The organism is Pseudomonas sp. Pseusp18 (genome assembly GCF_059506005.1).
The window spans coordinates 1,558,232-1,579,961 of record NZ_CP169240.1 but is presented as its reverse complement, the minus strand read 5'-3'; the positions used below and the strand labels follow the sequence as shown (position 1 = coordinate 1,579,961).

At 59.8% G+C, this 21,730-nt stretch carries 23 protein-coding genes; 1 reads left to right on the top strand and 22 read right to left on the bottom strand.

All coding sequences use genetic code 11. The features are described 5' to 3' along the window. Window positions 1–108 precede the first annotated feature (108 nt). The 8 genes from ACEN9A_RS07000 to ACEN9A_RS06965 form a co-directional block, all read right to left on the bottom strand. The gene (locus tag ACEN9A_RS07000) at window positions 109–1,101 is read right to left on the bottom strand and encodes an ADP-ribosylglycohydrolase family protein (protein ID WP_258672824.1); all 993 of its coding nucleotides are present in this window, start codon (window positions 1,099–1,101) and stop codon (window positions 109–111) included. Continuing rightward, complete coding sequence (locus ACEN9A_RS06995) at window positions 1,098–1,811, bottom strand: GntR family transcriptional regulator (protein ID WP_026345957.1); 714 nt, start codon at window positions 1,809–1,811, stop codon at window positions 1,098–1,100. Before ACEN9A_RS06995 ends, ACEN9A_RS07000 begins: the two co-directional genes overlap by 4 nt. A gap of 192 nt (window positions 1,812–2,003) precedes the next feature. Next, a complete protein-coding gene (gene araH, locus ACEN9A_RS06990; RefSeq protein WP_018926203.1) occupies window positions 2,004–2,972 on the bottom strand; it encodes an L-arabinose ABC transporter permease AraH in 969 nt (322 codons plus the stop codon). Between the two features lie 9 nt (window positions 2,973–2,981). Further along, window positions 2,982–4,526: an L-arabinose ABC transporter ATP-binding protein AraG gene (gene araG, locus ACEN9A_RS06985; RefSeq protein WP_258672823.1), complete on the bottom strand. Its 1,545-nt coding sequence runs from the start codon at window positions 4,524–4,526 to the stop codon at window positions 2,982–2,984. Window positions 4,527–4,591: 65 nt separating this feature from the next. Then, on the bottom strand, window positions 4,592–5,596 hold the full coding sequence (locus ACEN9A_RS06980) for a substrate-binding domain-containing protein (RefSeq protein WP_018926205.1): 1,005 nt from the start codon (window positions 5,594–5,596) through the stop codon (window positions 4,592–4,594). Between the two features lie 130 nt (window positions 5,597–5,726). Further along, a complete protein-coding gene (locus tag ACEN9A_RS06975; protein ID WP_019650445.1) occupies window positions 5,727–6,545 on the bottom strand; it encodes an SDR family oxidoreductase in 819 nt (272 codons plus the stop codon). Window positions 6,546–6,818: 273 nt separating this feature from the next. Beyond that, window positions 6,819–7,694: an SMP-30/gluconolactonase/LRE family protein gene (locus ACEN9A_RS06970; protein ID WP_258672822.1), complete on the bottom strand. Its 876-nt coding sequence runs from the start codon at window positions 7,692–7,694 to the stop codon at window positions 6,819–6,821. A gap of 42 nt (window positions 7,695–7,736) precedes the next feature. After that, window positions 7,737–8,453, bottom strand: a complete 717-nt coding sequence (locus ACEN9A_RS06965; RefSeq protein WP_018926208.1) for a FadR/GntR family transcriptional regulator — start codon at window positions 8,451–8,453, stop codon at window positions 7,737–7,739. 231 nt (window positions 8,454–8,684) lie between these two features. On the opposite strand from ACEN9A_RS06965, the gene ACEN9A_RS06960 reads away from it, so the two are divergent. Further along, window positions 8,685–9,557, top strand: coding sequence for an esterase/lipase family protein (locus tag ACEN9A_RS06960; RefSeq protein ID WP_258672821.1), 873 nt, complete (start codon window positions 8,685–8,687; stop codon window positions 9,555–9,557). 59 nt (window positions 9,558–9,616) lie between these two features. Here the strand turns inward: ACEN9A_RS06960 and ACEN9A_RS06955 are convergent, their stop codons facing one another. From ACEN9A_RS06955 to fabD, 14 genes are all read right to left on the bottom strand, one after another. After that, entirely contained in the window at window positions 9,617–10,177 is a 561-nt protein-coding gene (locus tag ACEN9A_RS06955) for a DUF1285 domain-containing protein (protein WP_258672820.1), read from the bottom strand. 16 nt (window positions 10,178–10,193) lie between these two features. Continuing rightward, on the bottom strand, window positions 10,194–10,799 hold the full coding sequence (locus tag ACEN9A_RS06950) for a DUF4823 domain-containing protein (protein WP_019650440.1): 606 nt from the start codon (window positions 10,797–10,799) through the stop codon (window positions 10,194–10,196). 246 nt (window positions 10,800–11,045) lie between these two features. Continuing rightward, window positions 11,046–12,014, bottom strand: coding sequence for a GTP 3',8-cyclase MoaA (locus tag ACEN9A_RS06945; RefSeq protein WP_018926212.1), 969 nt, complete (start codon window positions 12,012–12,014; stop codon window positions 11,046–11,048). Window positions 12,015–12,160: 146 nt separating this feature from the next. Then, the gene (locus ACEN9A_RS06940; RefSeq protein WP_186611511.1) at window positions 12,161–12,799 is read right to left on the bottom strand and encodes a TetR/AcrR family transcriptional regulator; all 639 of its coding nucleotides are present in this window, start codon (window positions 12,797–12,799) and stop codon (window positions 12,161–12,163) included. A gap of 383 nt (window positions 12,800–13,182) precedes the next feature. After that, window positions 13,183–13,974: a TatD family hydrolase gene (locus ACEN9A_RS06935; protein WP_258672818.1), complete on the bottom strand. Its 792-nt coding sequence runs from the start codon at window positions 13,972–13,974 to the stop codon at window positions 13,183–13,185. 14 nt (window positions 13,975–13,988) lie between these two features. Next, entirely contained in the window at window positions 13,989–14,345 is a 357-nt protein-coding gene (locus ACEN9A_RS06930) for a PilZ domain-containing protein (protein WP_019650437.1), read from the bottom strand. Window positions 14,346–14,541: 196 nt separating this feature from the next. Continuing rightward, window positions 14,542–15,528: a DNA polymerase III subunit delta' gene (locus ACEN9A_RS06925; protein ID WP_258672812.1), complete on the bottom strand. Its 987-nt coding sequence runs from the start codon at window positions 15,526–15,528 to the stop codon at window positions 14,542–14,544. Beyond that, window positions 15,521–16,153, bottom strand: coding sequence for a dTMP kinase (gene tmk / locus ACEN9A_RS06920; protein ID WP_007942008.1), 633 nt, complete (start codon window positions 16,151–16,153; stop codon window positions 15,521–15,523). The genes ACEN9A_RS06925 and tmk overlap by 8 nt, the downstream gene beginning before the upstream one ends. A 20-nt stretch (window positions 16,154–16,173) precedes the next feature. Next, complete coding sequence (gene mltG, locus ACEN9A_RS06915) at window positions 16,174–17,361, bottom strand: endolytic transglycosylase MltG (RefSeq protein WP_258672809.1); 1,188 nt, start codon at window positions 17,359–17,361, stop codon at window positions 16,174–16,176. 3 nt (window positions 17,362–17,364) lie between these two features. After that, the gene (gene pabC / locus ACEN9A_RS06910) at window positions 17,365–18,180 is read right to left on the bottom strand and encodes an aminodeoxychorismate lyase (RefSeq protein ID WP_258672807.1); all 816 of its coding nucleotides are present in this window, start codon (window positions 18,178–18,180) and stop codon (window positions 17,365–17,367) included. After that, window positions 18,180–19,424, bottom strand: coding sequence for a beta-ketoacyl-ACP synthase II (fabF, locus tag ACEN9A_RS06905; RefSeq protein WP_007942005.1), 1,245 nt, complete (start codon window positions 19,422–19,424; stop codon window positions 18,180–18,182). The genes pabC and fabF overlap by 1 nt, the downstream gene beginning before the upstream one ends. A gap of 109 nt (window positions 19,425–19,533) precedes the next feature. After that, complete coding sequence (gene acpP / locus ACEN9A_RS06900; RefSeq protein ID WP_003175607.1) at window positions 19,534–19,770, bottom strand: acyl carrier protein; 237 nt, start codon at window positions 19,768–19,770, stop codon at window positions 19,534–19,536. Between the two features lie 192 nt (window positions 19,771–19,962). Beyond that, window positions 19,963–20,706, bottom strand: a complete 744-nt coding sequence (gene fabG, locus ACEN9A_RS06895) for a 3-oxoacyl-ACP reductase FabG (protein ID WP_007942004.1) — start codon at window positions 20,704–20,706, stop codon at window positions 19,963–19,965. A gap of 16 nt (window positions 20,707–20,722) precedes the next feature. After that, the gene (gene fabD / locus ACEN9A_RS06890) at window positions 20,723–21,661 is read right to left on the bottom strand and encodes an ACP S-malonyltransferase (RefSeq protein WP_258672804.1); all 939 of its coding nucleotides are present in this window, start codon (window positions 21,659–21,661) and stop codon (window positions 20,723–20,725) included. Between the last annotated feature and the right edge of the window lie 69 nt (window positions 21,662–21,730).

Genomic DNA, 21,730 nt, shown 5'->3' with positions numbered 1-21,730 from the left:
GAGCTGCCGAAGGCTGCGATCTTTTGATCTTCAGCGGTCATCAAGTCGCCGCAGATCAAGATCAAAAGATCGCAGCCTTCGGCAGCTCCTACGGGGGTTGTGCGTTCCTCAGCGTAGCGTGAGGAGTCCTTGCACCAACGGTTCCAACTCCAACGAGTTAACCGCTTTAACCTGCTCGATCATCGCCACCGGCCAACTCTCAAGCCCCAGACAGGCCCCGAGCATCGCGCCGAGCATGGCCGCGATAGTGTCGGTGTCACCGCCCAGGCTCGCGGCCATGCACAGCGCTTCGAAGGCCGTCATCTCGCCGATTGCCACTTGCTGGGCCAGCGCAAAAGACACCACCACCGATTCCTGTGAGGCCACCGAAGTGCCGATCACGTCGTACAGCAAATCCGCCAGCAACGCCTTGTCGCTGTCGATGCTCCGCGCCCAACTGATGCGCGAGGCAATCCGCCCGCCGGCGACCCAGTGGCCGTGACTTTCTGCCTGCTGCGCGAACTGCTGGCCAAGGTTCAACGCCTCGCCCAGGTCCATGCCGTTGATCCCGGCGGAAACTACTGCCGCCACCGCCGCCGCACTGGCAATCCCCAGCGTGGTGTTGTGGGTCACCTGACAGGCCTGCACCACGGCACGGATGAAACGCTCGGGATCGGCGACATCGGCCGCAATCCCCACCGGGGTGATGCGCATCGCCGCGCCATTGGTGGTGCCGTAGCGCCCGGCCTCTTCCAGCGAGTGGCCGGCGAGGATCATTTCGATCGCGCGTTTGGTCGAAGGGCCAAGCAAGTCTTGCGAGCCCTTGGCCTGCATCCCGGCTTCCCATTCGATCAATCGTTGGGCCAGTACCGCCGGTTCGATCCGGCCCTCGCTCTCGATCAACAACCGAGCGACCAGAATCGCCTGCTCGGTATCGTCGGTGATCGAACCTTTGGGCAAGTTCGCGGCAATCGGTTGATCGGGGCCGGCGTCTTGCAGATCGGTGATTTCAACGAAACGCGCCTTGATTTCGGCGCGGCTCAGGGATTGGGTCGGCATGCCCAGCGCATCGCCCAGGGCCAGTCCATAGAACGCGCCGAGGGCACGGTTGAGCGCGGTCATTTTGGAGTTCCAAACTGCAAATGCAGACGAAAGTGCACCGGATCGAGCAGGCTTTCGACCTGCTCCATAAAACGGTTCTGACGGTCGTAGGTGGTGCGCAGGGCCTTGAGAAATACCGTGCCGACCGGGCGCCCGAGCAGTTCGGCGTCTTCGGCGTTCAAGGGTTCAGCACCGATCCACTGATCGCCGTGCTCGCCGACATAGCCGTAGGCAGCCAACGTGATGGTCAGGGAGTTATCGATCAGCCCCACTCGCGGCAGGCCTTCCAGGCCTCCGGTCGCGGGCATCAACGCGCGTTCCAGAGACACCAGCGTGCCGTCGGTGGCGCGCCGGCGGCGGTCGAGGGTAACAAATTGATCGGTGCCGAAACGCGACAGCAGGTCAGGCCGAGTCACCGCCTCCAGCCGCAGCACTTCGGTATTGATCAACGCCCCGCTGTCCGCCAGCGCCTGGGCCCAGCCGCTGCTCTGATCGAGCACTACGCCGTCGTAAGTAACGATGGAACCGACTCCGCTTTGCGTGGCGATGTAGTGACGCCGTTTCAGTTCGGCCAGGGCTTCACGCAGCGTGCCGCGGCTGACCTTGAATTCTTGAGCCAACTGATGTTCACCCGGCAATAGCAAGCCGTCCTCCATGAGGCCGCTTTCGATGCGCCGGACAAGCTCATCGACTATCTGTTGTTTCTTGTCAAATCGTACCGGTCTAATCATGTACACCTCGGGTGTACTGTCATAGCTGAAACGGGTTAAGACGAGCAAGGAATTTTTTGTGGGGCGCGAAGATCGTTCCCATGCTCCGCGTGGGAATGCCTCATTGGACGCTCTGCGTCCGCTTCTGGGACGCTGAGCGTCCCGGGCTGCGTTCCCACGCAGAGCGTAGGAACGATCGGTGAAGGGAGGGCGTCAGCGTTGTTTCAGTCGGTCGATCACAACCGCCAGCAACAGGATCGAACCGCGAATCACGTACTGGTAAAACGTATCGATGTTCTTCAGGTTCATCGCATTCTCGATGATCGCCAGAATCAGCACCCCGGCAATCACATGCCGAATCATCCCGATCCCGCCGCTCAGCGACACCCCGCCCAACACGCAGGCCGAGATCACTGTCAGCTCGAAACCCTGGCCAATCATCGGCTGACCCGAGGTCATGCGCGACGCCAGAATCACCCCGGCCAATGCACCAATCACCCCGTGCACGGCGAAGATAATGATCTTGGTCCGGTCAACGTTGACCCCGGCCAGCAACGCCGCTTCCTGATTGCCGCCGATGGCCATGGTGTTGCGCCCGTAGGTGGTGTAATTCAACAACCAGCCGAAAAACAGGAAGCAAACGATGGTGATCAGAATCGGCACCGGCACACCGAACAACTGGCCATTACCGAAGACGAAAAACGACTCCTGGGACACGCCCACCGCTTTGCCGTTGGCAAAAATGTAAGCCAGACCACGAACGATCTGCATGGTCGCCAGCGTGGTAATCAACGCATTGACCCGCAGCTTGGCGATCACGATCCCGTTGATCAGCCCGACAATCAGCCCCATCACCAGCGCCGCACTGACGCCGAGGAACACGCTGTTGGTGTCGCGCATCACCACCGCCGCGACCACGCCGGCGCAGGCAATCACCGAGCCCACCGACAAGTCGAAGTGCCCCGACGCCAGGCAATACAACATGGTGCAGGCGGCAATTCCGGTGGTGGAAATCGCCAGGCCCAGACCGCGCATGTTCAGCGGCGACAGGAAGTTGTCGATCAGCAAGGTGCAGAGCACGAAGATCCCGACGGCCGCCAGCAGCATTACCCAGTCATCGAGAAAGCGTCGCAGGTCCAGCGGTTTACGCGGGGTTGGCAGAGCATTGTTTTGGATGGTCATAGTCACCTCTCAGTTCGCCACGTCGGCAGCGCGTTGGCGTGGCAAAGCCAGTTGCAGCAGGTTGGATTCATTGGCTTGTTCGCGGGCCAGTTCGCCGCGCATCGTGCCTTCGCAGAGCACCAGGATGCGGTCGGAAATGCCCATGACTTCCATCAGGTCGCTGGACACCACTATCACCGCGATGCCGCTGGCGGCCAGGTTATGAATGATCTGGTAAATCTCGGCTTTGGCGCCGATGTCGATGCCGCGTGTAGGCTCATCGAGCAGCAGGATTTTCATCGGCATCGACAGCCAGCGACCGAGAATCGCCTTCTGCTGATTGCCGCCGGACAGGTACATGATTTTCTGCGCCGCGTTGGGCGTCTTCACCTTCAGCGCCTTGATCTGCTTGTCGGCGTTGCCCTTTTCCCACAGCCCGCGCAACAGGCAACCGAAGGTGGAATGAGCGCCGCGGGCGCTGATGTTGATGTTCTCGGCGACGCTTGCGAGCGGCAGGATGCCCTCCTTCTTGCGGTCCTCGGGGCACAGCAGAATCCCCGCCGCAATGGCATCGCGCGGTGAACGCAGTTTCAGTTCATGTCCACGCAACTCCAGGCGTCCGGCCGTGTTGCGGGTAAGTCCGCTGAGCATGCGAAACAGCTCGGTGCGGCCCGCGCCAACCAAGCCGAACAGACCCAGAATCTCGCCCTTGTGCACCTCGAAACTCACCGGTTCACGCAAACCCGGCCCCAGTAAACCGTCAACCTTGAGCGCCACCGCACCACGCGGGCGGCTGCGGTAATCGTAGATATCCTGAATGTCGCGACCGACCATGCACGTCACCAACTGGTCATGGGTCAGCGCGCTCATGTCCTCGAAGGTGCGCACGAAGCGACCGTCCTTGAACACCGTTACCGCGTTGCAGATGCGGAAGACCTCTTCCATTCGATGGGAGACGTAGAGCACCACTTTGCCTTCGTCGCGCAGACGACCGATGATCGCCATCAAGCGATCGATCTCCCGCGCCGACAGGCTGCTGGTGGGTTCGTCGAACGCAATCACATGCGCGCCACGGGACAACGCCTTGGCGATTTCCACCAATTGCCGCTGGCCGAGGGACAAGCGCCCGACTTTCTCTTGCGGATCGATTTCATCGGCCAGGCCTTTGAGGCAGGCCAGTGCCCGTTGCCGCAAAACGCCGCGATTGATCAGGCCGAAACTTGCCGGCAGATGCCCGAGAAACAGGTTCTCGGCCACGGTCATTTCCGGCACCAGGTGCAGCTCCTGATGGATCACCGCAACCCCGCTGCCAATGCTGTCGGCAGTGGACTTGAAGACCCTCGTCTGTTCGCCGATCCGCAGGTCGCCGCTGCTCGGCGTGTAAGCACCGCCGAGGATCTTCAGCAGCGTGGATTTACCGGCGCCGTTCTCGCCCATCAAGGCGTGAACCTGCCCCGGATGCGCGACGAAGCTGATGCCGTCCAGCGCCTTCACCCCGGGAAAGGTTTTGCCGATCCCGTTGAAGCGCAGGCTGCCGCCAATGCGCTGTTCATCTGTTTGTACGTGTGCGTGCATAACCCACCTCATCACACCGATCAGGCGGCCCCGTCGCCGGGGCCGCCAATGAAATCAACCGACCCTCAATTCCACAGGCCGATCTTTTCCAGTTCCTGCTTGAAGTTGTCGCGCGTGATCAGCGTCACGTCGTCCATGGCGGTGTATTTCGGCGGTTCTTTGCCGGTGGTGACCCACTCGTGCATCATGCTGGCGGTGTTGTAGCCCTCGATGTGCGGGCTCGGCAGCATCGAGCCGAAGAAGCCGCTGTTGGCTTTCTTCAATTCGCCGATGGCATCGGTGCCGTTGATGCCGATACCGATTACGTTGGCGGCGGCAAAACCGGCGCTTTCGGTGGCGCGCACGCCGCCCAGCACGGTGTTGTCGTTCATCCCGCCGATGATCAGGTTTTTCGCCCCGCTCGGGAGCTTCACCAACGCCGAGTTGGTGGCGTCCATGCTGCCAGGTACGTCGAGGGTTTTCAGGGCCGAGAACAGAATGTGGTCTTTCGGCATCCCGGCGTCTTCCAGGGCTTTAACCGAACCGTCGGTGCGTTTCTTGCCGGTGTCGAGTTCGTTGAAGGTGTTGATCACCGCATAGGTCTGTTTCCAGTCCCAGCCGCGCTTCTTCGCTTCGGCAGCCATCGCGGCGCCTTGCTTCTGGCCGACTTCGAAGGCCGCCATGCCGAGGTACGGCACGTCTTCCATGAACTTGCCACCGGCATCGACGAAACGGTCATCGACAGCGATCACTTTCAAACCGTTGAGCTTGGCCTTGGCCATGATCGCAGGGCCGAGGGAGACGTCCGGCGGGCAGATCACGAAGCCCTTGGCGCCGTTCGCCGCCAGGCTGTCGATGGCCGAAAGGGTTTTCTCGCCATCAGGCACAGCGATCTTGATGACGGTGAAGCCCTTGTCCTTGGCGGCCTTTTCAGCGAAGGCCCACTCGGTCTGGAACCAGGGCTCTTCGGCCTGCTTGACCAGAAAACCGATCTTCACTTCCTCAGCCGCCAGCAATGTACTGCTCAGGCTGACCGCGGTGACCGCCAAAGCGGCACAGCACAGGGAACGGATCCCACGACGACGTTTCATAAGCTGACTCCTTGTTATTTTTTTTGAGTGTTAGTTGAAAGCCAATACAGCAGTCGAAGCACGCAGCAAATAGTCATATCGTATGATGATTGGATTTCAGACGTAGTTTCGCGTCTGAAATCCGCATTACTCAGTCGTGGTACATGACCGAACGACCACCATCGATAGTGATGCACGAAGCGTTGATGAATGGCGCCTCATCACTGGCCAGGAACACGGCGGTCATCGCCACTTCAATCGGCTGACCGATGCGTCGCGGTGGATGCAGATCGAAGGCGCGCTGACGTTCGGCCTGGGGGTCGGCAAAACCGTTCCAGTAATCGACGTTCAGTTGGGTTTCGATGTAGCCCGGCGCGATAGCGTTGACCCGAATGCCCTTGGGGGCGTATTCGATGCCCAAGGCGCGGGTCAGCCCGAGCAAGCCATGCTTGGCCACCGGGTACGGGAAGCAGCCGGGAATGATGTGAGAGGAATGGGTCGAGGCGATGTTGATGATGCTGCCGATGCCCTGCTCGATCATCTGCGGCAATACGGCTTTGCAGCCATACCAGGCGCCGTCCAGGTCGATGGCAAAGCAACGATGCCAGTCGTCCTCGGTCATTTGCAGCGGATCGCGGAACACGTTGACCCCGGCGCAGTTGACCAGCACGTCGATGCGGCCGTGAAGCTCAATGGCCAACTTGGCCATGGCGTGCAGGTCTTGCTGGCGCGATACGTCGGCCTTGATCGCCACGACATCCGCGCCTTGTTCACGCCAGTGCGCCGCGACCTTTTCGACTTTCTCGGCCTGGATATCGCTGATGACCAGCTTGGCTTGCTGGGACGCAAAGGTCGCGACAATCGCTTCGCCGATCCCCTGAGCGGCGCCGGTCAACAGCACGACCTTGTTTTTCAGGCGCTCACCCTTGGGCGGTTCGGGCACCGGTGGCAAGGAAAGGGGCTCAGCCATGGATCAACACTCCTGTTTTAAAACACGACGAAAACCAGACATCTGTCGATGTCCGGTCAAAAGGCTTTTGGGAATAGGCAGGCAGGCGCGACAACGCCCGGGCGCCGGGGCGGCCTGAAGCACTGTCGCCCCAAGGGAGGACGGTGGAATATCGCTGCATCACTTCACCTGTTTTGTTTTTTTAAGTGTGAGTGCGTGTAACTGATGGGGCCGACTATAAACCTGGCCACCAACAAATCTCAATATATAATTTTACATCCCATATTTTGGGATTTAGCCCGCAAACCTCTGACAAGACTTTCCGGGCACATCAACTCGAACCGATAGCAACGCGCCGTCCAACGGGTGGTTGAGCGGACTCGCCGCACTGGTGATGTACAGGGTTTTGAAGTCTTCGCCACCAAACACGCAACTGGTGGGGCGACTGACAGGCAGTTCGATCACCCGATCGACATGACCGTCCGGGGTCAGCCTGAGCAGGCAACTGCCGTCCCAGCGGGCGTTCCAGATATAGCCCTCGGCATCCATCGCCGAGCCGTCGGGGCCACCCCGTTCGTGGGGGCCAAACCAGACGCAGGCGGTGTCGAGGTTGCCGTCGGTATGGATGAAATGTTGGTACAACGTGCCGTCGAGGCTGTCGGCGAAATACAGGGTCGTGCCGTCGTCGCTCCATAGCAATGTGTTGGGGATGCCGAGCCCTCGAAGCAGCGGCGTGACCCGAGCATCGCGGTCGATGCGAAACAGGCCACCGGAGCGGCGCACGATGGGCAAGTCTTCGCCCTGCTCGCCAATGTTGTTCTGCATGGTGCCCAGCCAGAGCCGGCCCAAGGCATCGCAGCGGGCTTCGTTGGCGCGATTACCGGGTTGCGGATCGGCCACACAGAGCAAGGTCAGCCGAGGTTCCAGGCCGGGAGAGTTCAAGTCCAGCCGATAAACCCCACTGCTCAATGTCACCAGGGCATCGCCGCTTTCGCAGGGGATGAACGCAGACACGTGTTCCGGCATCTGCCAGATTTCCACATTGGCGCCGATCAATCGCAGCGCCTGCTGGCCGGCGATATCGACCCAGTACAGCGCCTGGGTCGGTGCGTCCCAGAACGGACCTTCACCGAGTCGCGCCCGGTGCTCCGTAACCGCAGTCCACGTCATGAAACCTCCTTTTTTATTGCTTTTATCTGGGAGCGAGCCTGGTCAGCTTGCCTTCTTGTCGGCCATGACTTGGGGGTAAAACCGTTTGATCGCCAGGTCGGCGTTATCGATCAGGGTCATGCAGGCCCACACACCCCGCGCGGCATCCCGGGCGGCGATGGCGTCGGCCATGTCTTTGTGAATCGGCAAGGTACGGCGCAGTTCATCCGGGTCGGCGGCAGACACTTCGAAAGACACCGCCAGCAGCGCGCCTAGGGCCGGGACCATTTGTTCGATGAATTGATTGTGGCTGGCGGCGAGGATGCACTCGTGGAAGAACTGGTCGGCGCGGTTGTAATCGATGCCGCTGTCTACGGCTCGTTCCAGCGCGTTGTAGGCCTGAAGCACGGCTTGCACTTGTTCCACCGTCGCGCGCTCGCAAGCCCAACGCACCGCCATCGGTTCGATGGTGCGGCGCAGGTCAAGCAAGTCGTCGACGAAGTTTTCCGGCAAACCGCTGCGCGACAGCCAGCCGACGACTTGTGGATCGAAGAGGTTCCAGCGCCGTACCGGCAACACCCGCGTGCCGACCTTCGGCCCGACTTCGAGCATGCCTTTGGCCACCAGGGTTTTGATCGCTTCGCGGATGACCGTACGGCTGACCCCAAGCTGCTCGCCCAGGTCGGCTTCAACCTTGATGGTTTGACCGGGTTTCACCTGGCCGGCGGCAATCCAGCACCCTAGCCAATCAACTGTCGACGCGTGAAAACTGCTGGACATGGGTACCTCACCGCCCGGTGAAAAAAGCGAAACGATACGAAAGCCGTTCGTGATGGATGCACACGCTAATCATCATATGATTGGGTGTCAATTGGATTTTTCAGGTGTCCTTGAAAATAACGACTTGCCTGCCTTGATCGAAGGGATTTGAACCCTCCCGCTTTGTAAACTACGGTTAGCCCGCAACAGATCAGGCAGCTTCACCAAAATCCACTATCGACAGGTATGAACATGGACATGGATGCGTCTACGAAATACCCCATTGTGTTGGTTCACGGTCTTTTCGGCTTCGACAGAATCGCCGGTTATCCGTATTTCTTCGAAATCGAGGAAGCCCTGGAGCGCGCAGGTGCCCAGGTGTTTGCCGTGAATATTCCAACCGTTAACGGCAATGAAGAACGCGGCGAAAAACTGCTCGAACACGTCAACCGTATTTTGCGGGAAACGGGAGCCGCCAAGGTCAATCTGATCGGTCATAGCCAAGGCCCGCTGGCCGCACGCTACGTCGCGGCCCTGTACCCGGAAAAGGTTGCGTCGGTCACCTCGGTCAGTTGCCCTAACCACGGCTCCGAGATTGCCGACCAACTGCACAAGGCACTGACACCCGGAGAGTTGCCCGAAGCGTTGGTACTGGCTCTGCTGGGCGCAGTCGGCACCTTCATATCGTTGATCAGCGGCCACCCGGAAAATCCTGTCGACCCTCAAGCGGCGTTCGAATCGCTGACCAGCGCAGGCCTGGCCGCCTTCAACCGCAAATATCCGCAAGGGCTGCCAAAGGTTTGGGGTGGTGAAGGCAAAGAAATTGAAAACGGCGTGCATTACTACTCCTGGAGCGGGATCGTGCAGAACTTTCAAAGCCTGCAACTCCTCGACCCGACCCATTTGAACTGTAAAGTGCTGTCGCAGTTATTTTATAAAGAGAAGCACGCCAATGATGGGCTGGTCGGCCGCTACAGCTCTCATTTGGGCAAAGTGATCCGCTCGGATTACCCCATGGACCATTTCGACGCAGTCAATCAGATGGCCGGCATCAACAGCTGGAACGTGAGCCCGGTGATGCTCTACCTTGAACATGCCGCCCGGCTCAAGAGCAAGGGTTTGTAAGCCCATAAAAAAACGGCCCGTTGCAATAACGGGCCGTTTGGTTTCCAGCGCTCAGCCCGTTACGGCTCAAGTCCGATCGGGAAAAACTCGCCACCGCTCCAGACGCCGAGCCAGCTCTGCCCGTCAAGCTCACGGCTCACCGCCAACTCTACCAATTGGTAGAACACATTGCGGTGAATCAGCGCTTCAAGGTTGCTGCGCACATGCACGTACGGCGCGGGCTCCTGAGTCACCGGGTCGATCACCACACGCATGGGGTGCTCGACACCGGCATCGGTGGTTTCATCGACGTTGGTGGTAAAGCGCAAGACCTGAGCCTCACCCTCGCCTTCGACTTCCACGGCTATCGCCACGAACGGTGCGTCGTCGACCTTGATGCCGACCTTTTCGACTGGAGTAATCAGAAAGTAATCATCGCCGTCGCGGCGAATGATGGTGGAGAACAGCTTGACCATCGGCTTGCGCCCGATCGGCGTGCCCAGGTAATACCAGGTGCCGTCGCGGGCGATGCGCATGTCGATGTCGCCACAGAAGTCGGGGTTCCACAAGTGGACCGGTGGCAAGCCTTTGGTTTTGGGGATTTGTCCCAATAGGTCATTGGCTTTTTGCGGGCCACTCATGGCGTTCTCCTTTGAATTACTGGTCGCTGATCCCCAGCAGGCTACGAGCGTATTGCTCAAGCGGCGGGCCCAGCAGATCTTCTGGCTTGTTATCGTGGAACGTCAGTAAACCGCCACGACTCTTGATACGTGCAGTATCGATCAAATACTGGGTGCTGGTCTCGATCAACATGATCTGAATGACGCCACTGTCGATCCCGAGGCGATCCGAGCGTTCCTGATCGATCAATTCGTCCGTGTTGCCGATGCGGTCGTCGGCCTTGGCAAAACGTGTATAGAGCAGGTAGTGAGCACCGGCGGCACGGGCTTCGCCCATGGCGGCGTCGAGGCCTTCCGGCGCGCGGGCACGGCGGACCATCGGGAAATATTCGATAAAGCCGTTGAAGGCTTCTTCGGCCACCACGTTAGGTCGCGGATAAGCAGTACCCGGCGGCGCGAAGGCGCCCTGGGCGATGTAGATGAACGAATCTGGCTGAATGCGGATGTTATTCACGCGACGGCTGTCGCTGTGGTCCAGCAGCCCCGCGTCGCTCATGTGGTAGCGAGTTCCTTCGGCCATATCGCTGACATTCATGCAGCCACCAAGCGCCAAAACGGCCAGCAGCAAAACCAGGCTACGCATCCTATCCCTCCAGAAGCCGGTGACGGAAAACCGGCGAATGGCCATGGGATGCAGCTTCCGCGCCAGCTCAGGTCATGTGCATTTTCAGTCTGAACAGACCTGTGGCGAGGGAGCTTGCTCCCGTTCGGCTGCGCAGCAGTCGTAAGTTCCAGGGAATGCGGAGTGTTTGATAATTTTAGGGCCGCTTCGCGCCCCAGCGGGAGCAAGCTCCCTCGCCACAGCAGCGCCCTTCACCGCAAGGCCCGTTCAGCCGCCGATGATTTTCATGATGGTCGCGCCACCGGAGAACGCCACTTCCTGCTTGTCCCCCAGAGCCTTCACCAGCAGTCGCTGCAACGCCGGCAATGCCTGGTGACGAGGTTTGTCCAGCAGATCGCCGACATAGTGGCGATTGCTCGACGACAGGCAGCCATGCAGCCAGCCAGTGGACGACAAGCGCAGACGCGAGCAGGTACGGCAGAACGGGACGCTTTCGTTGGCGATCACACCGAAGTGGCCCTGCCCCGGGATCTCGTAGCGCACCGCCGTGGCATCGACCGGCGCGTCGGCCTGCAGGTATTCGTAGTGTTCGCCGATCAGGCTCAGCAATTGCTGAAGGCTGACGAACTGTTGCAGGAAGGCGTTGGAGTCGCTGGCCAGGTGGCCCATGCGCATCAACTCGATGAAGCGCAGCTCGTAGCCGCGTTCCAGGCAGTAATCGAGCAGTGGCATCACCTGATCGAGGTTTTGCCCACGCAGCGGCACCATATTGACCTTGATCTTCATGCCGGCTGCCGCGGCCTGGGCCATGCCGTCGAGCACGGTCGCCAGATCGCCGCCGCGGGCAATGCTGCGGAAAGCCCCGGCGTCCAGGGTATCGAGGGAAACGTTGATGCGCCGAATGCCGGCATCCACCAGCAGCGGCAGCTTCTTCGCCAACAACTGGCCATTGGTGGTCAGGCTGATGTCCGCCAGGCCCATCTGCCCGACGGCGGTCATGAAGGCTTCGAGTTTGGGGCTGACCAGTGGCTCGCCACCGGTAATGCGCAGGCGCTCGATGCCGGCTGCTTCGATCAGATAGGCCACGCCGCGTGCCATCGCCTCGGCCGACAACTCATCCTGCGCAGCCACCAGTCGCTTGCCGTTGGGCACGCAGTAGGTACAGGCGTAGTTGCAGGCGGAGGTCAGACTGATCCGCAAATTGCGAAAACGCCTGCCTTGACGGTCAACGATCATGGATCACTCCGGCGAAAGAAGATTCGAACGCGCAAAACTTGACTCACAAATCAAGTTTTAGCAAGCCCTATGCCTGAGTATATTCCTGCGGTACTGCGCCACGTAGCTAAATCATGGCTCATGGCGCAATTAGACAACTGGATGGCTCAGCTGCTCGGAGTGTCGGTATCGCGCTTGCGTTTGTTGCCCATGCGCACGCCGATGTCCATCAGGAACTGGAAGAAACCTTCCTGATCTTCCAGCACATTGCTCCAGAACGGCGAGTGATACAGCGCCACGGCGCCATGCACCAGCGCCCAGGCTGCGCAGTAATGGAAGTAAGGCGGCACGTCTTCGAGCTTGCCTTCGCTGATCCGGCCCTTGATCAGCAGGGTCAGGCGTTCGAAGTTCGAGGCGCGGATCTTATGCAGTTCCTCGACCATCTCCGGCACCTGGTTGCCCTTGACCACCTTTTCTTCCAGGCGATCGAACAACCGATAGCGTTGCGGATCGCGCATGCGGAATTCGAAGTAGGCCCGGGACAGGGCTTCCTTGTCCTTATCGACATCGGCGGAATGCAACAGCTCGTTCAAATCGCGCTCGTAATCGAGCATCAGACGCAGGTAGATCTCCGCCTTGGATTTGAAGTGCTTGTAGATCGTGCCTTTGCCGATACCTACGGCATCAGCAATCATCTCGACGGTGACACTGTCTTCACCTTGATCGAGGAACAGCTTGAGCGCGGTATCGAGAATTTCTTGCTCGCGGCGACGAAACTCACGGACCTTACGAGGTTCTTTATGCATAAGAAAAGGTCTGTAGGGGTCAAAATTCGAAGCCGCGTATTATGCCTAACTTGCGCCAAAATGCACGGATCATCCGACCATATATGTGTTTCTTGATGAATTCACGCGACCTCGCCGGTTGATGAGAACTCAACCGAAGCGCACGTATTCCAAATTTGTTTAAAAACCCGACCAACCAAACTGGACTCGGCGCGATACTGATCAATACTTCAACTGTCGGCGAGGCATCTCCCCCAAGTGTCGCGCCGATGAAGGTACCAAAGGATTGCGTGCCTTTGTTTTACTCCTAATGGTCTTAACCCGGATTCACCCCCCAGAACCCGGGTTTTTTTTGCCTGCGATTTGAGAGCAAAGCCCGCCACAGGTTGCGACTTTTTCCAACGTTACGCCGATGCCCTGACGTGCGCCAACGGAAATAACCGCTTGAAATTCTCGGTAGTCTGCTCGGCAAATCGCTCGTAGCGCTCGCCTCGCAACATTGCCAGAAATTCCGCTACCTCACGCACGTACTGCGGCAGGTTCGGTTTGCCGCGATACGGGATCGGCGCCAGGTACGGCGAGTCGGTTTCCACCAGCAAGCGGTCGGCCGGCACTTTGCTGGCCACATCGCGCAAGGCATCGGCATTGCGAAAAGTGACAATACCGGACAGGGAAATGTAATAACCCATATCCAGCGCAGCCTTGGCCATGTCCCAGTCTTCGGTGAAGCAATGCAGCACGCCTGCTTGGGGCAGCGCCGCCTCACGCAGCAGTTCGAGGGTGTCGGCCCGGGCGCCACGGGTGTGGATGATGACCGGTTTGCCGGTCTGTTGCGCCGCTTGCAGGTGCAGACGGAACGACTCCTGCTGCAACTCTGCCGCTTCCGGTTCGTAGTGGTAATCCAGGCCGGTTTCCCCGATCGCCACCACCCGCGGATGATTGAGTTCGCGCAACAGCCAATCCAGCGCCGGAGCGGCACCCGGCTGTACGTCCAGAGGATGCACGCCAACCGAACAATCGACATCGTCGTAGCGCTCGGCCAGGGCTTTGACGTCGGCGGCGTTGTCGACGCTGACGCCAATGCACAGAAAGTGCCCTACTCCCCTCTGACGGGCCGCGTCGAGCGCGGCATCCAGGGAGCCGTCGTGGGCGGTGAGGTCGAGGCGATCAAGGTGACAATGGGAATCTACAAGCATAAAAGGGCTGCAACTTACATCGTATGAGTGGGACGGTCGGACTTCAGGGCTCCGGCCAGATGGGTTTCGATTCGACTGCGCGCGGTGTCATCGCCTTCGTTGAATTGCACGCCGACTCCAGCGGCGCGGTTGCCTTGGGCACCTTTAGGGGTAATCCAGGTGACCTTGCCGGCGACCGGGATCTTTTCCGGTTCGTCCATCAGGTGCAGCAGCATGAAAACCTCATCACCCAACTTGTAGCTCTTGTTGGTCGGGATAAACAGGCCACCGTTCTTGATGAATGGCATGTAGGCCGCGTAGAGCACGGACCTGTCCTTGATGGTCAAGGACAAAATGCCATTGCGCGGCCCCGGACTGATGGGTTCGTTCATGCTGACCTCCACTGTCTGATGATCAGAGTCTAGTGTCCTGTCTCACAAATACGTTCCTTTTTTGACGAGTGTCTGTTGTCGTCAAGCAAGGCGCCGCGACGAGTCATAGCCCGCTATGGCGAGGAGCGGCAACGCAGCATGACGGCAACAGACGCCGTCAAAAAGGAACAGTATTTGCGAGACAGGATACTCAAAGTCACTTCTGGGTAGGCAAGGATACCCATTGCACCAACAGCGCCTCCAGCAACAGCGCCGGATTGAGGTTGGCCTTGCTCATCACTTTCTGGCGCTGGGCGAGAATCCAGTCCTGGATATTCAGGACTTTATCCTGAGCGGCTTTTTGCGCCAGGTATTGAATCACCTTGCGCATATCCGCCAGCCCTAGCCCTGCTTCATCCTGAGTCAACTGATACCGCAAGATCAGGCTCGACCAGTCGCAGAACCAGTCGAACAGCAGCAACATGGGAATGGTTTTCCATTCCTCGGCCAGTTGCGTCGGTGATTGCTGCTGCTTGAGCAACTTCTTCACGCCCTCGACCACCAGCGCCCGCTGCTCGCGCACGCCCTGGGCCTGCAATTTGACCGCGGCCAATGGCGAACCGGCAGCAAGGGTCAGCAGTTCAATGCGCTCGTCTTCCGAGCAGTCCGGCAACGTCTTGGCCAGCCACGCCAGGCTCATGGCTTCGCTCGGTAACGGACAAGCCTGCTGTACGCAACGGCTCTTGATAGTCGGCAGCAGACGACTGGTCTGGTGGCTGACCAGCAGCAGCACGGTGTCGCCGGACGGCTCTTCAAGGCTTTTGAGCAGGGCGTTGGCGGCGTTGATGTTCATCGACTCGACCGGCTCGATCAGCACCACTTTGCGACCGCCCATCTGCGAGGTCTGAACCACGAAGCTGACCAGGTCACGCACCTGATCGACCTTGATCGCCTTGTCCGCTTCTTCCGGCTCCAGAATGTAGTTGTCGGGATGACTACCGGCCTTCAGCAGCAAACAGGATTTGCACTCACCGCAGGCGCCCTGGGCGGTCGGACGCTGGCACAACAAACTGGCCATCAACCGCTCGGCCAGCGCCCGCTTGCCGATCCCGGCCGGGCCATGCAGCAGATAGGCGTGGGCGTGCTGGGCACGACCGGCCAATTGCTGCCAGAGACTGTCCTGCCACGGATAGGCTTCAGCCACGGGTCAACTCCAGCAGACGTGGCAGCAAGGCATCCAGAGACTGCTGAACCTGCGCCAGCGGTTGAGCGGCATCCACCAGGACATAACGCGCAGGATCCGCTTTGGCACGCTCAAGGAAGGCACTGCGCACGGCATCGAAGAACGTGCGGCCTTCAAGCTCGAAACGGTCCAGGCGACCGCGGGCGCTGGCGCGGGCCAGGCCCACTTCCACCGGCAGATCGAAGATCAGCGTCAAGTCCGGGCGCAGATCGCCCTGGACAAACGTTTCGAGGGTCGCGATGCGCTCCAGCGACAAACCGCGACCACCGCCCTGATAGGCATAGGTCGAATCGGTAAAACGATCACACAAAACCACCGCGCCACGGGCCAGCGCCGGGCGGATCACCTCGGCCAGGTGCTGGGCTCTCGCAGCGAACACCAACAGCAGCTCGGTGTCGGGGTTCATGACCTCATCGACCGGCGCCAACAGCACGTCGCGGATTCGCTCGGCCAGGGGCGTGCCGCCCGGCTCCCGGGTCAACACCACCTCGATCCCGGCGGCGCGCAGACGCTCGGCCAGGTATTCGCGATTGGTGCTCTTGCCGGCACCTTCCGGGCCTTCCAGGGTAATAAACAAGCCAGTCACAGGCAGTCCTTTAATCAGAGTCATTGCGGGCTTTGCGACGCGGGCGCTGGCGCTGGCGCTGGCGCAGACTCTTGTGCAGAGTCTTTCGGCGCAACTTGTGGCACGTCTTCGGCCGCCGTATCGGGTGAAGCCGCCGGGATTGGCGCCTGGGCATCTTCTGTCTGCGGCGCGGTAGTCGGTGCCGGGCTGGAACGGTAATCGGCACGGCGATTGAGCTGGAACTCCCGCACTGCATTGTTATGGGCGTCCAGATCATCGGAGAACACGTGGCTGCCATCACCGCGCGCAACAAAATACAGGCTGTTGCCGTCCGCCGGATTCAACGCCGCATGGATCGCCTCGCGGCCGACCATCGCAATCGGTGTCGGCGGCAGGCCAGCGATCAGGTAAGTGTTATACGGCGTCGGCTCCTTGAGGTGGGCGCGGGTCAACTTGCCGTTATAGCGATCGCCCAAACCGTAGATCACCGTCGGATCGGTCTGCAGCAACATGCCCATCTCCATGCGCCGCACGAACACGCCGGCGATTTGCCCGCGCTCCTGCGGCACACCGGTTTCCTTTTCCACCAGCGAGGCCATGATCAGCGCCTGATAGGGTTCGGTGTAGGGCACGTCGGCAGCACGCTGGCTCCACTCCTTGGCGAGGACTTCGTCGAGGCGGTCGTAAGCCTTCTTGAGCAGATCGACGTCGGTCATGCCACGCACGAAACGGTACGTGTCGGGGAAGAAGCGCCCTTCCGGGAAAATCCCGCCGTGCCCGAGCTTGTCCATCACCTGGCTGTCGCTCAAACCGTTGAGGGTTTGTTCAAGCTTTTCATCCTTGGCCAGGGCTGCGCGGACCTGATGGAAATTCCAGCCTTCGACCAGTGTCAGGCTGTACTGAACCATTTCCCCGCGCTTCCACAGGTCGATCAGCCCTTCGACTGTCATGCCGGGAACCATGCGGTATTCGCCGCTGTGCAGCGGTTGACCCGCCAGGTTGAAGCGCCAGTACACACGCAGCCAGAAAGCGTCCTTGATGACGCCATCGGCTTCAAGTCGAATGAAAGTGCGGTTCGGCGTAGTGCCTTTGGGCACTTCCAACAGCTGTTCCTGGGCGATGTTCAGCGGCTGTTCCAGCGCCGAATGGATTTTCCAGGCGCAAGCGCCCGCCAACAGCCCCGCCAGAACCAGTCCGGTTTCCAGCAGCAGCAATAATTTACGTCTCACGAATCAAGCATCCAGTAGCGCACGGGCAATGGTTTGGAGTTTACGGGTGAGCGGCCCAACCGGCCAGCTCAGTGCGGCATAGGCGCGCACCGGCCAAACCCCATAAACGCTGTTGCAGACAAAGACCTCATCAGCCCATTGCAGCTGTTCGAGGGTAATGTCGGTGATTTGTGTGGGGATCCCCAGTGTCTCGGCTTGAAACAATAATTCGGCACGCATCACGCCTGCCACGCCACAACGCTTGAGATCGGCGGTCACCAGCACGCCATCGCGCACCAGGAACAGATTACTGAACACACCTTCGATCACCCGCCCGACCTGATCCAGCATCAAGCCTTCGGCATGCTCGGTGTCCTGCCATTCGGAACGGGCGATAACCTGCTCCAGACGATTCAGGTGCTTGAGACCGGCGAGCAAGGGCTGTTTGGAAAGCCGTGTCGTACAAGGGAACAGACGAATGCCCTGCTTCGCATGCACGGCCGGATAGGCAGCGGGAGGATTGCCTTGCAGAATGCGCCGGGCCTGGGCCGAGGGATCGGGGGCGTAACCGCGCAGGCTGTCGCCGCGGGTGAGGATGAGCTTGAGCACGCCCTCGCCCAGTGCGGCGGCATAGGCCAGCAGCTCCGCGCGGATCAGCTCATGATCGGTGGTAATCGCCAGGCGCGAACAGCCTTCGGCCAGACGCGACAAATGTCGATCCAGCAACAACGGCTGCCCGCCCTTGACGGCGATGGTCTCGAACAGACCATCGCCGTAAGCCAGGCCGCGATCTTTCAGCGACAAAGCGTCAGCCGGTTGACCGTCGACCCAGCTGTCCATCAGTCAGCGAACCGGCGGAACACCAGCGAGCCATTGGTACCGCCAAATCCGAAGGAGTTGGACAGCACCACGTCGATATCCATGCCGCGCGCGGTGTGGGGTACGAAGTCGAGGTCGCAGCCTTCGTCCGGCTCATCGAGGTTGATGGTCGGCGGGGCTACTTGACTGTTGATGGCCAGCACGCTGAAGATCGCCTCGACCGCGCCTGCCGCACCCAGCAGGTGACCGGTCATGGACTTGGTCGAACTGACGGCCAGTTTGTAGGCGTGATCGCCGAACACCGATTTGATCGCACAGGCTTCGGCGAGGTCGCCAGCCGAGGTCGAAGTGCCATGGGCATTGATGTACTGCACCTGATCGCCATTGATCTTCGCATCGCGCAAGGCATTGGTGATGCAACGCGCAGCACCCGCGCCATCGGCCGGTGGCGAGGTCATGTGGTAGGCATCGCCACTGGTGCCGAAACCGATCAGCTCGGCGTAAATGGTCGCGCCACGGGCCTTGGCGTGCTCCAGCTCTTCGAGAACCAATGCGCCGGCACCGTCGGACAGCACGAAGCCATCACGACCCTTGTCCCATGGACGGCTGGCACGGGTCGGCTCGTCGTTGCGGGTCGACAGCGCGCGGGAGGCACCAAAGCCGCCCATGCCCAGACCACACGCGGCCATCTCGGCGCCACCGGCGATCATTACGTCGGCTTCGTCGTACATGATGTTACGTGCCGCCATGCCGATGCAGTGCGTACCGGTGGTACACGCCGTGGCGATGGCGTAGTTAGGTCCCTGTGCACCCAAGTGAATGGACAGGAAACCGGAAATCATATTGATGATCGAGCCAGGCACGAAAAACGGAGAAATCCGCCGTGGGCCGGAATCATGCAGTGTGCGGCTGGTGTCTTCGATATTGGTCAGACCGCCAATACCCGAACCCATGGCCACGCCGATACGCTCGCGATTGGCGTCGGTAACCTCAAGACCTGCGTTACGCACGGCTTGAAAACCTGCAGCCAGACCGTATTGAATGAACAGGTCGAGTTTGCGGGCTTCCTTGACCGACAAGTATTCCTCGACATTGAAGCCCTTTACCGAGCCGCCAAAACGGGTGGAATAGGCAGAAAGGTCGGTGTGTTCGATCAGACCAATGCCACTGCGGCCAGCCAGAATGCCCTGCCAGCTGCTCGGCACATCCGTGCCCAGTGGCGACAACATACCCATACCGGTGACTACGACGCGTCTACGCGACACAGCACTCTCCTTTTTTCAAATGACGACTTCGCACAAGGCCTAAAGAAAAAACCGCACGCCATGATGGCAGTGCGGTTTTTCCATGACAGCGAGCGACGACTAAAAACTATTACGCCTGATGGCTGGTAACGTAGTCGATTGCTGCTTGTACAGTAGTGATCTTTTCAGCTTCTTCGTCAGGGATTTCGGTCTCGAATTCCTCTTCCAGAGCCATCACCAGCTCAACGGTGTCAAGGGAGTCGGCACCCAGGTCTTCAACGAAGGAAGCGGTGTTGACCACTTCTTCTTCTTTAACGCCCAGTTGCTCAGCAACGATTTTCTTGACGCGCTCTTCGATGGTGCTCATACCTTGTTTTCACTCCTAATGGACAAATTCAGGCAGCTGGCCAGTGGGTAAGTGTATAGAAAGACTTTTCAGTTTTTCAACTGAAAGCTTCACTCCTCAAACCCTGCGGCCCTCTGCCGATAAAATAGATTGCAGCTTTATAACGGATTTTAGACAGCTCGTATGACATTTTTTTGAAGCAATCCGTCACATTTAACTCATGTACATCCCGCCGTTCACCGGGATTGTAGCCCCAGTAACGTAAGCCGCACCGTCGGACGCAAGAAAAGCGACCACAGACGCGATCTCTTGAGCTTGCCCCAGACGACCCAGCGGAATTTGCGTCTGCAAGGCTTCACGCTGCGCCTCGGGCAGTTCGCGGGTCATATCGGTGTCGATGAACCCTGGGGCCACCGAGTTTACCGTAATCGAACGCGAACCGACTTCACGCGCCAGCGCACGGCTGAAACCTTCCAGACCGGCCTTGGCGGCTGCGTAGTTTACTTGGCCTGCATTGCCCATGGCACCCACAACCGAGCCAATACTGATAATTCGCCCCCAACGGGCTTTGGTCATACCGCGCAAAACGCCCTTGGACAGGCGGAACAGACTGTTCAAGTTGGTATCGACAACGTCATGCCATTCGTCATCTTTCATGCGCATCATCAGGTTATCGCGGGTGATACCGGCATTATTGACCAGGATCGCCGGCGCACCGAACTGCTCCTGAATGCTCGCCAGCACGGCCGCTACGGACTCGTCGCTGGTGACATTGAGTTCCAGGCCGGTGCCCTGAATACCGTTTTCTTTCAGAGTGGCGGCAATACGCTCGGCACCCGATGCGGAGGTCGCAGTGCCGACAACGATGGCACCCTGACGACCCAGCTCCAGAGCGATAGCCTGGCCGATACCACGGCTGGCACCGGTGACCAGTGCAACTTTACCTTGCAGACTCATGCAAGCTTCTCCTTGATCAGACCAGCGCTGCACGGGCGGCAGCGAAAGCATCTGGGGTATTGAGGTTAGAGGTCGACACGCCTTCGGCGCAACGCTTGTTCAGACCGGCCAGGACCTTGCCCGGGCCGCACTCGACCAGTTGGGTCGCGCCCTTGGCAGCCAGCGCCTGGACCGATTCGACCCAGCGCACAGGCTTGTAAAGCTGTTCAAGCAGATCGCGCTTGAGGGTTTCCAGATCGGCCGGCACGTCGGCACTGACGTTCTGCACTACCGGAATCTGCGGCGCCTGCCAGTCGATTGCGGCGATCGACTCGGCGAATCGCTCGGCGGCCGGACGCATCAACTCGCAGTGGGACGGCACGCTGACCGGCAACGGCATGGCGCGCTTGGCACCACGCGCCTTGCAGCCTTCGATGGCGCGTTCGACCGCAGCCTTGGCGCCGGCAATCACTACCTGGCCCGGCGAGTTGAAGTTGACTGCGCTGACCACTTCACCTTGCGCCGCTTCGGCGCAGGCTGCCAGCACGTCAGCATCGTCCAGACCGAGGATAGCGGCCATGCCGCCCTGCCCGGCCGGAACGGCTTCCTGCATCAATTGACCGCGACGCTCTACCAGCTTCACCGCGGCGCCCAGGCTCAGGCTGCCCGCAGCCACCAGAGCGCTGTATTCACCCAGGCTGTGGCCGGCAACGTAAGCCGGACGCGCGCCGCCTTCAGCCAGCCACAGACGCCACAAGGCGATCGAGGCGGTCAGAATGGCCGGCTGGGTTTTATCGGTTTGATTGAGTTGCTCTTCCGGCCCTTGCTGGGTCAGCGCCCACAGGTCGTAACCCAGAGCATCGGAAGCTTCTTTGAATGTTTCAAGGACCACCGGGTGTTGCGCGCCCAACTCGGCCAGCATGCCGAGGGACTGCGAACCCTGTCCTGGAAAGACGAATGCGAGGGAAGCAGACATGTAACAAGCCCCTAATGATCTTGTCGTCGGAGAATTGACGTCCCGCCAGGGGAACGCAAGAAACTGACA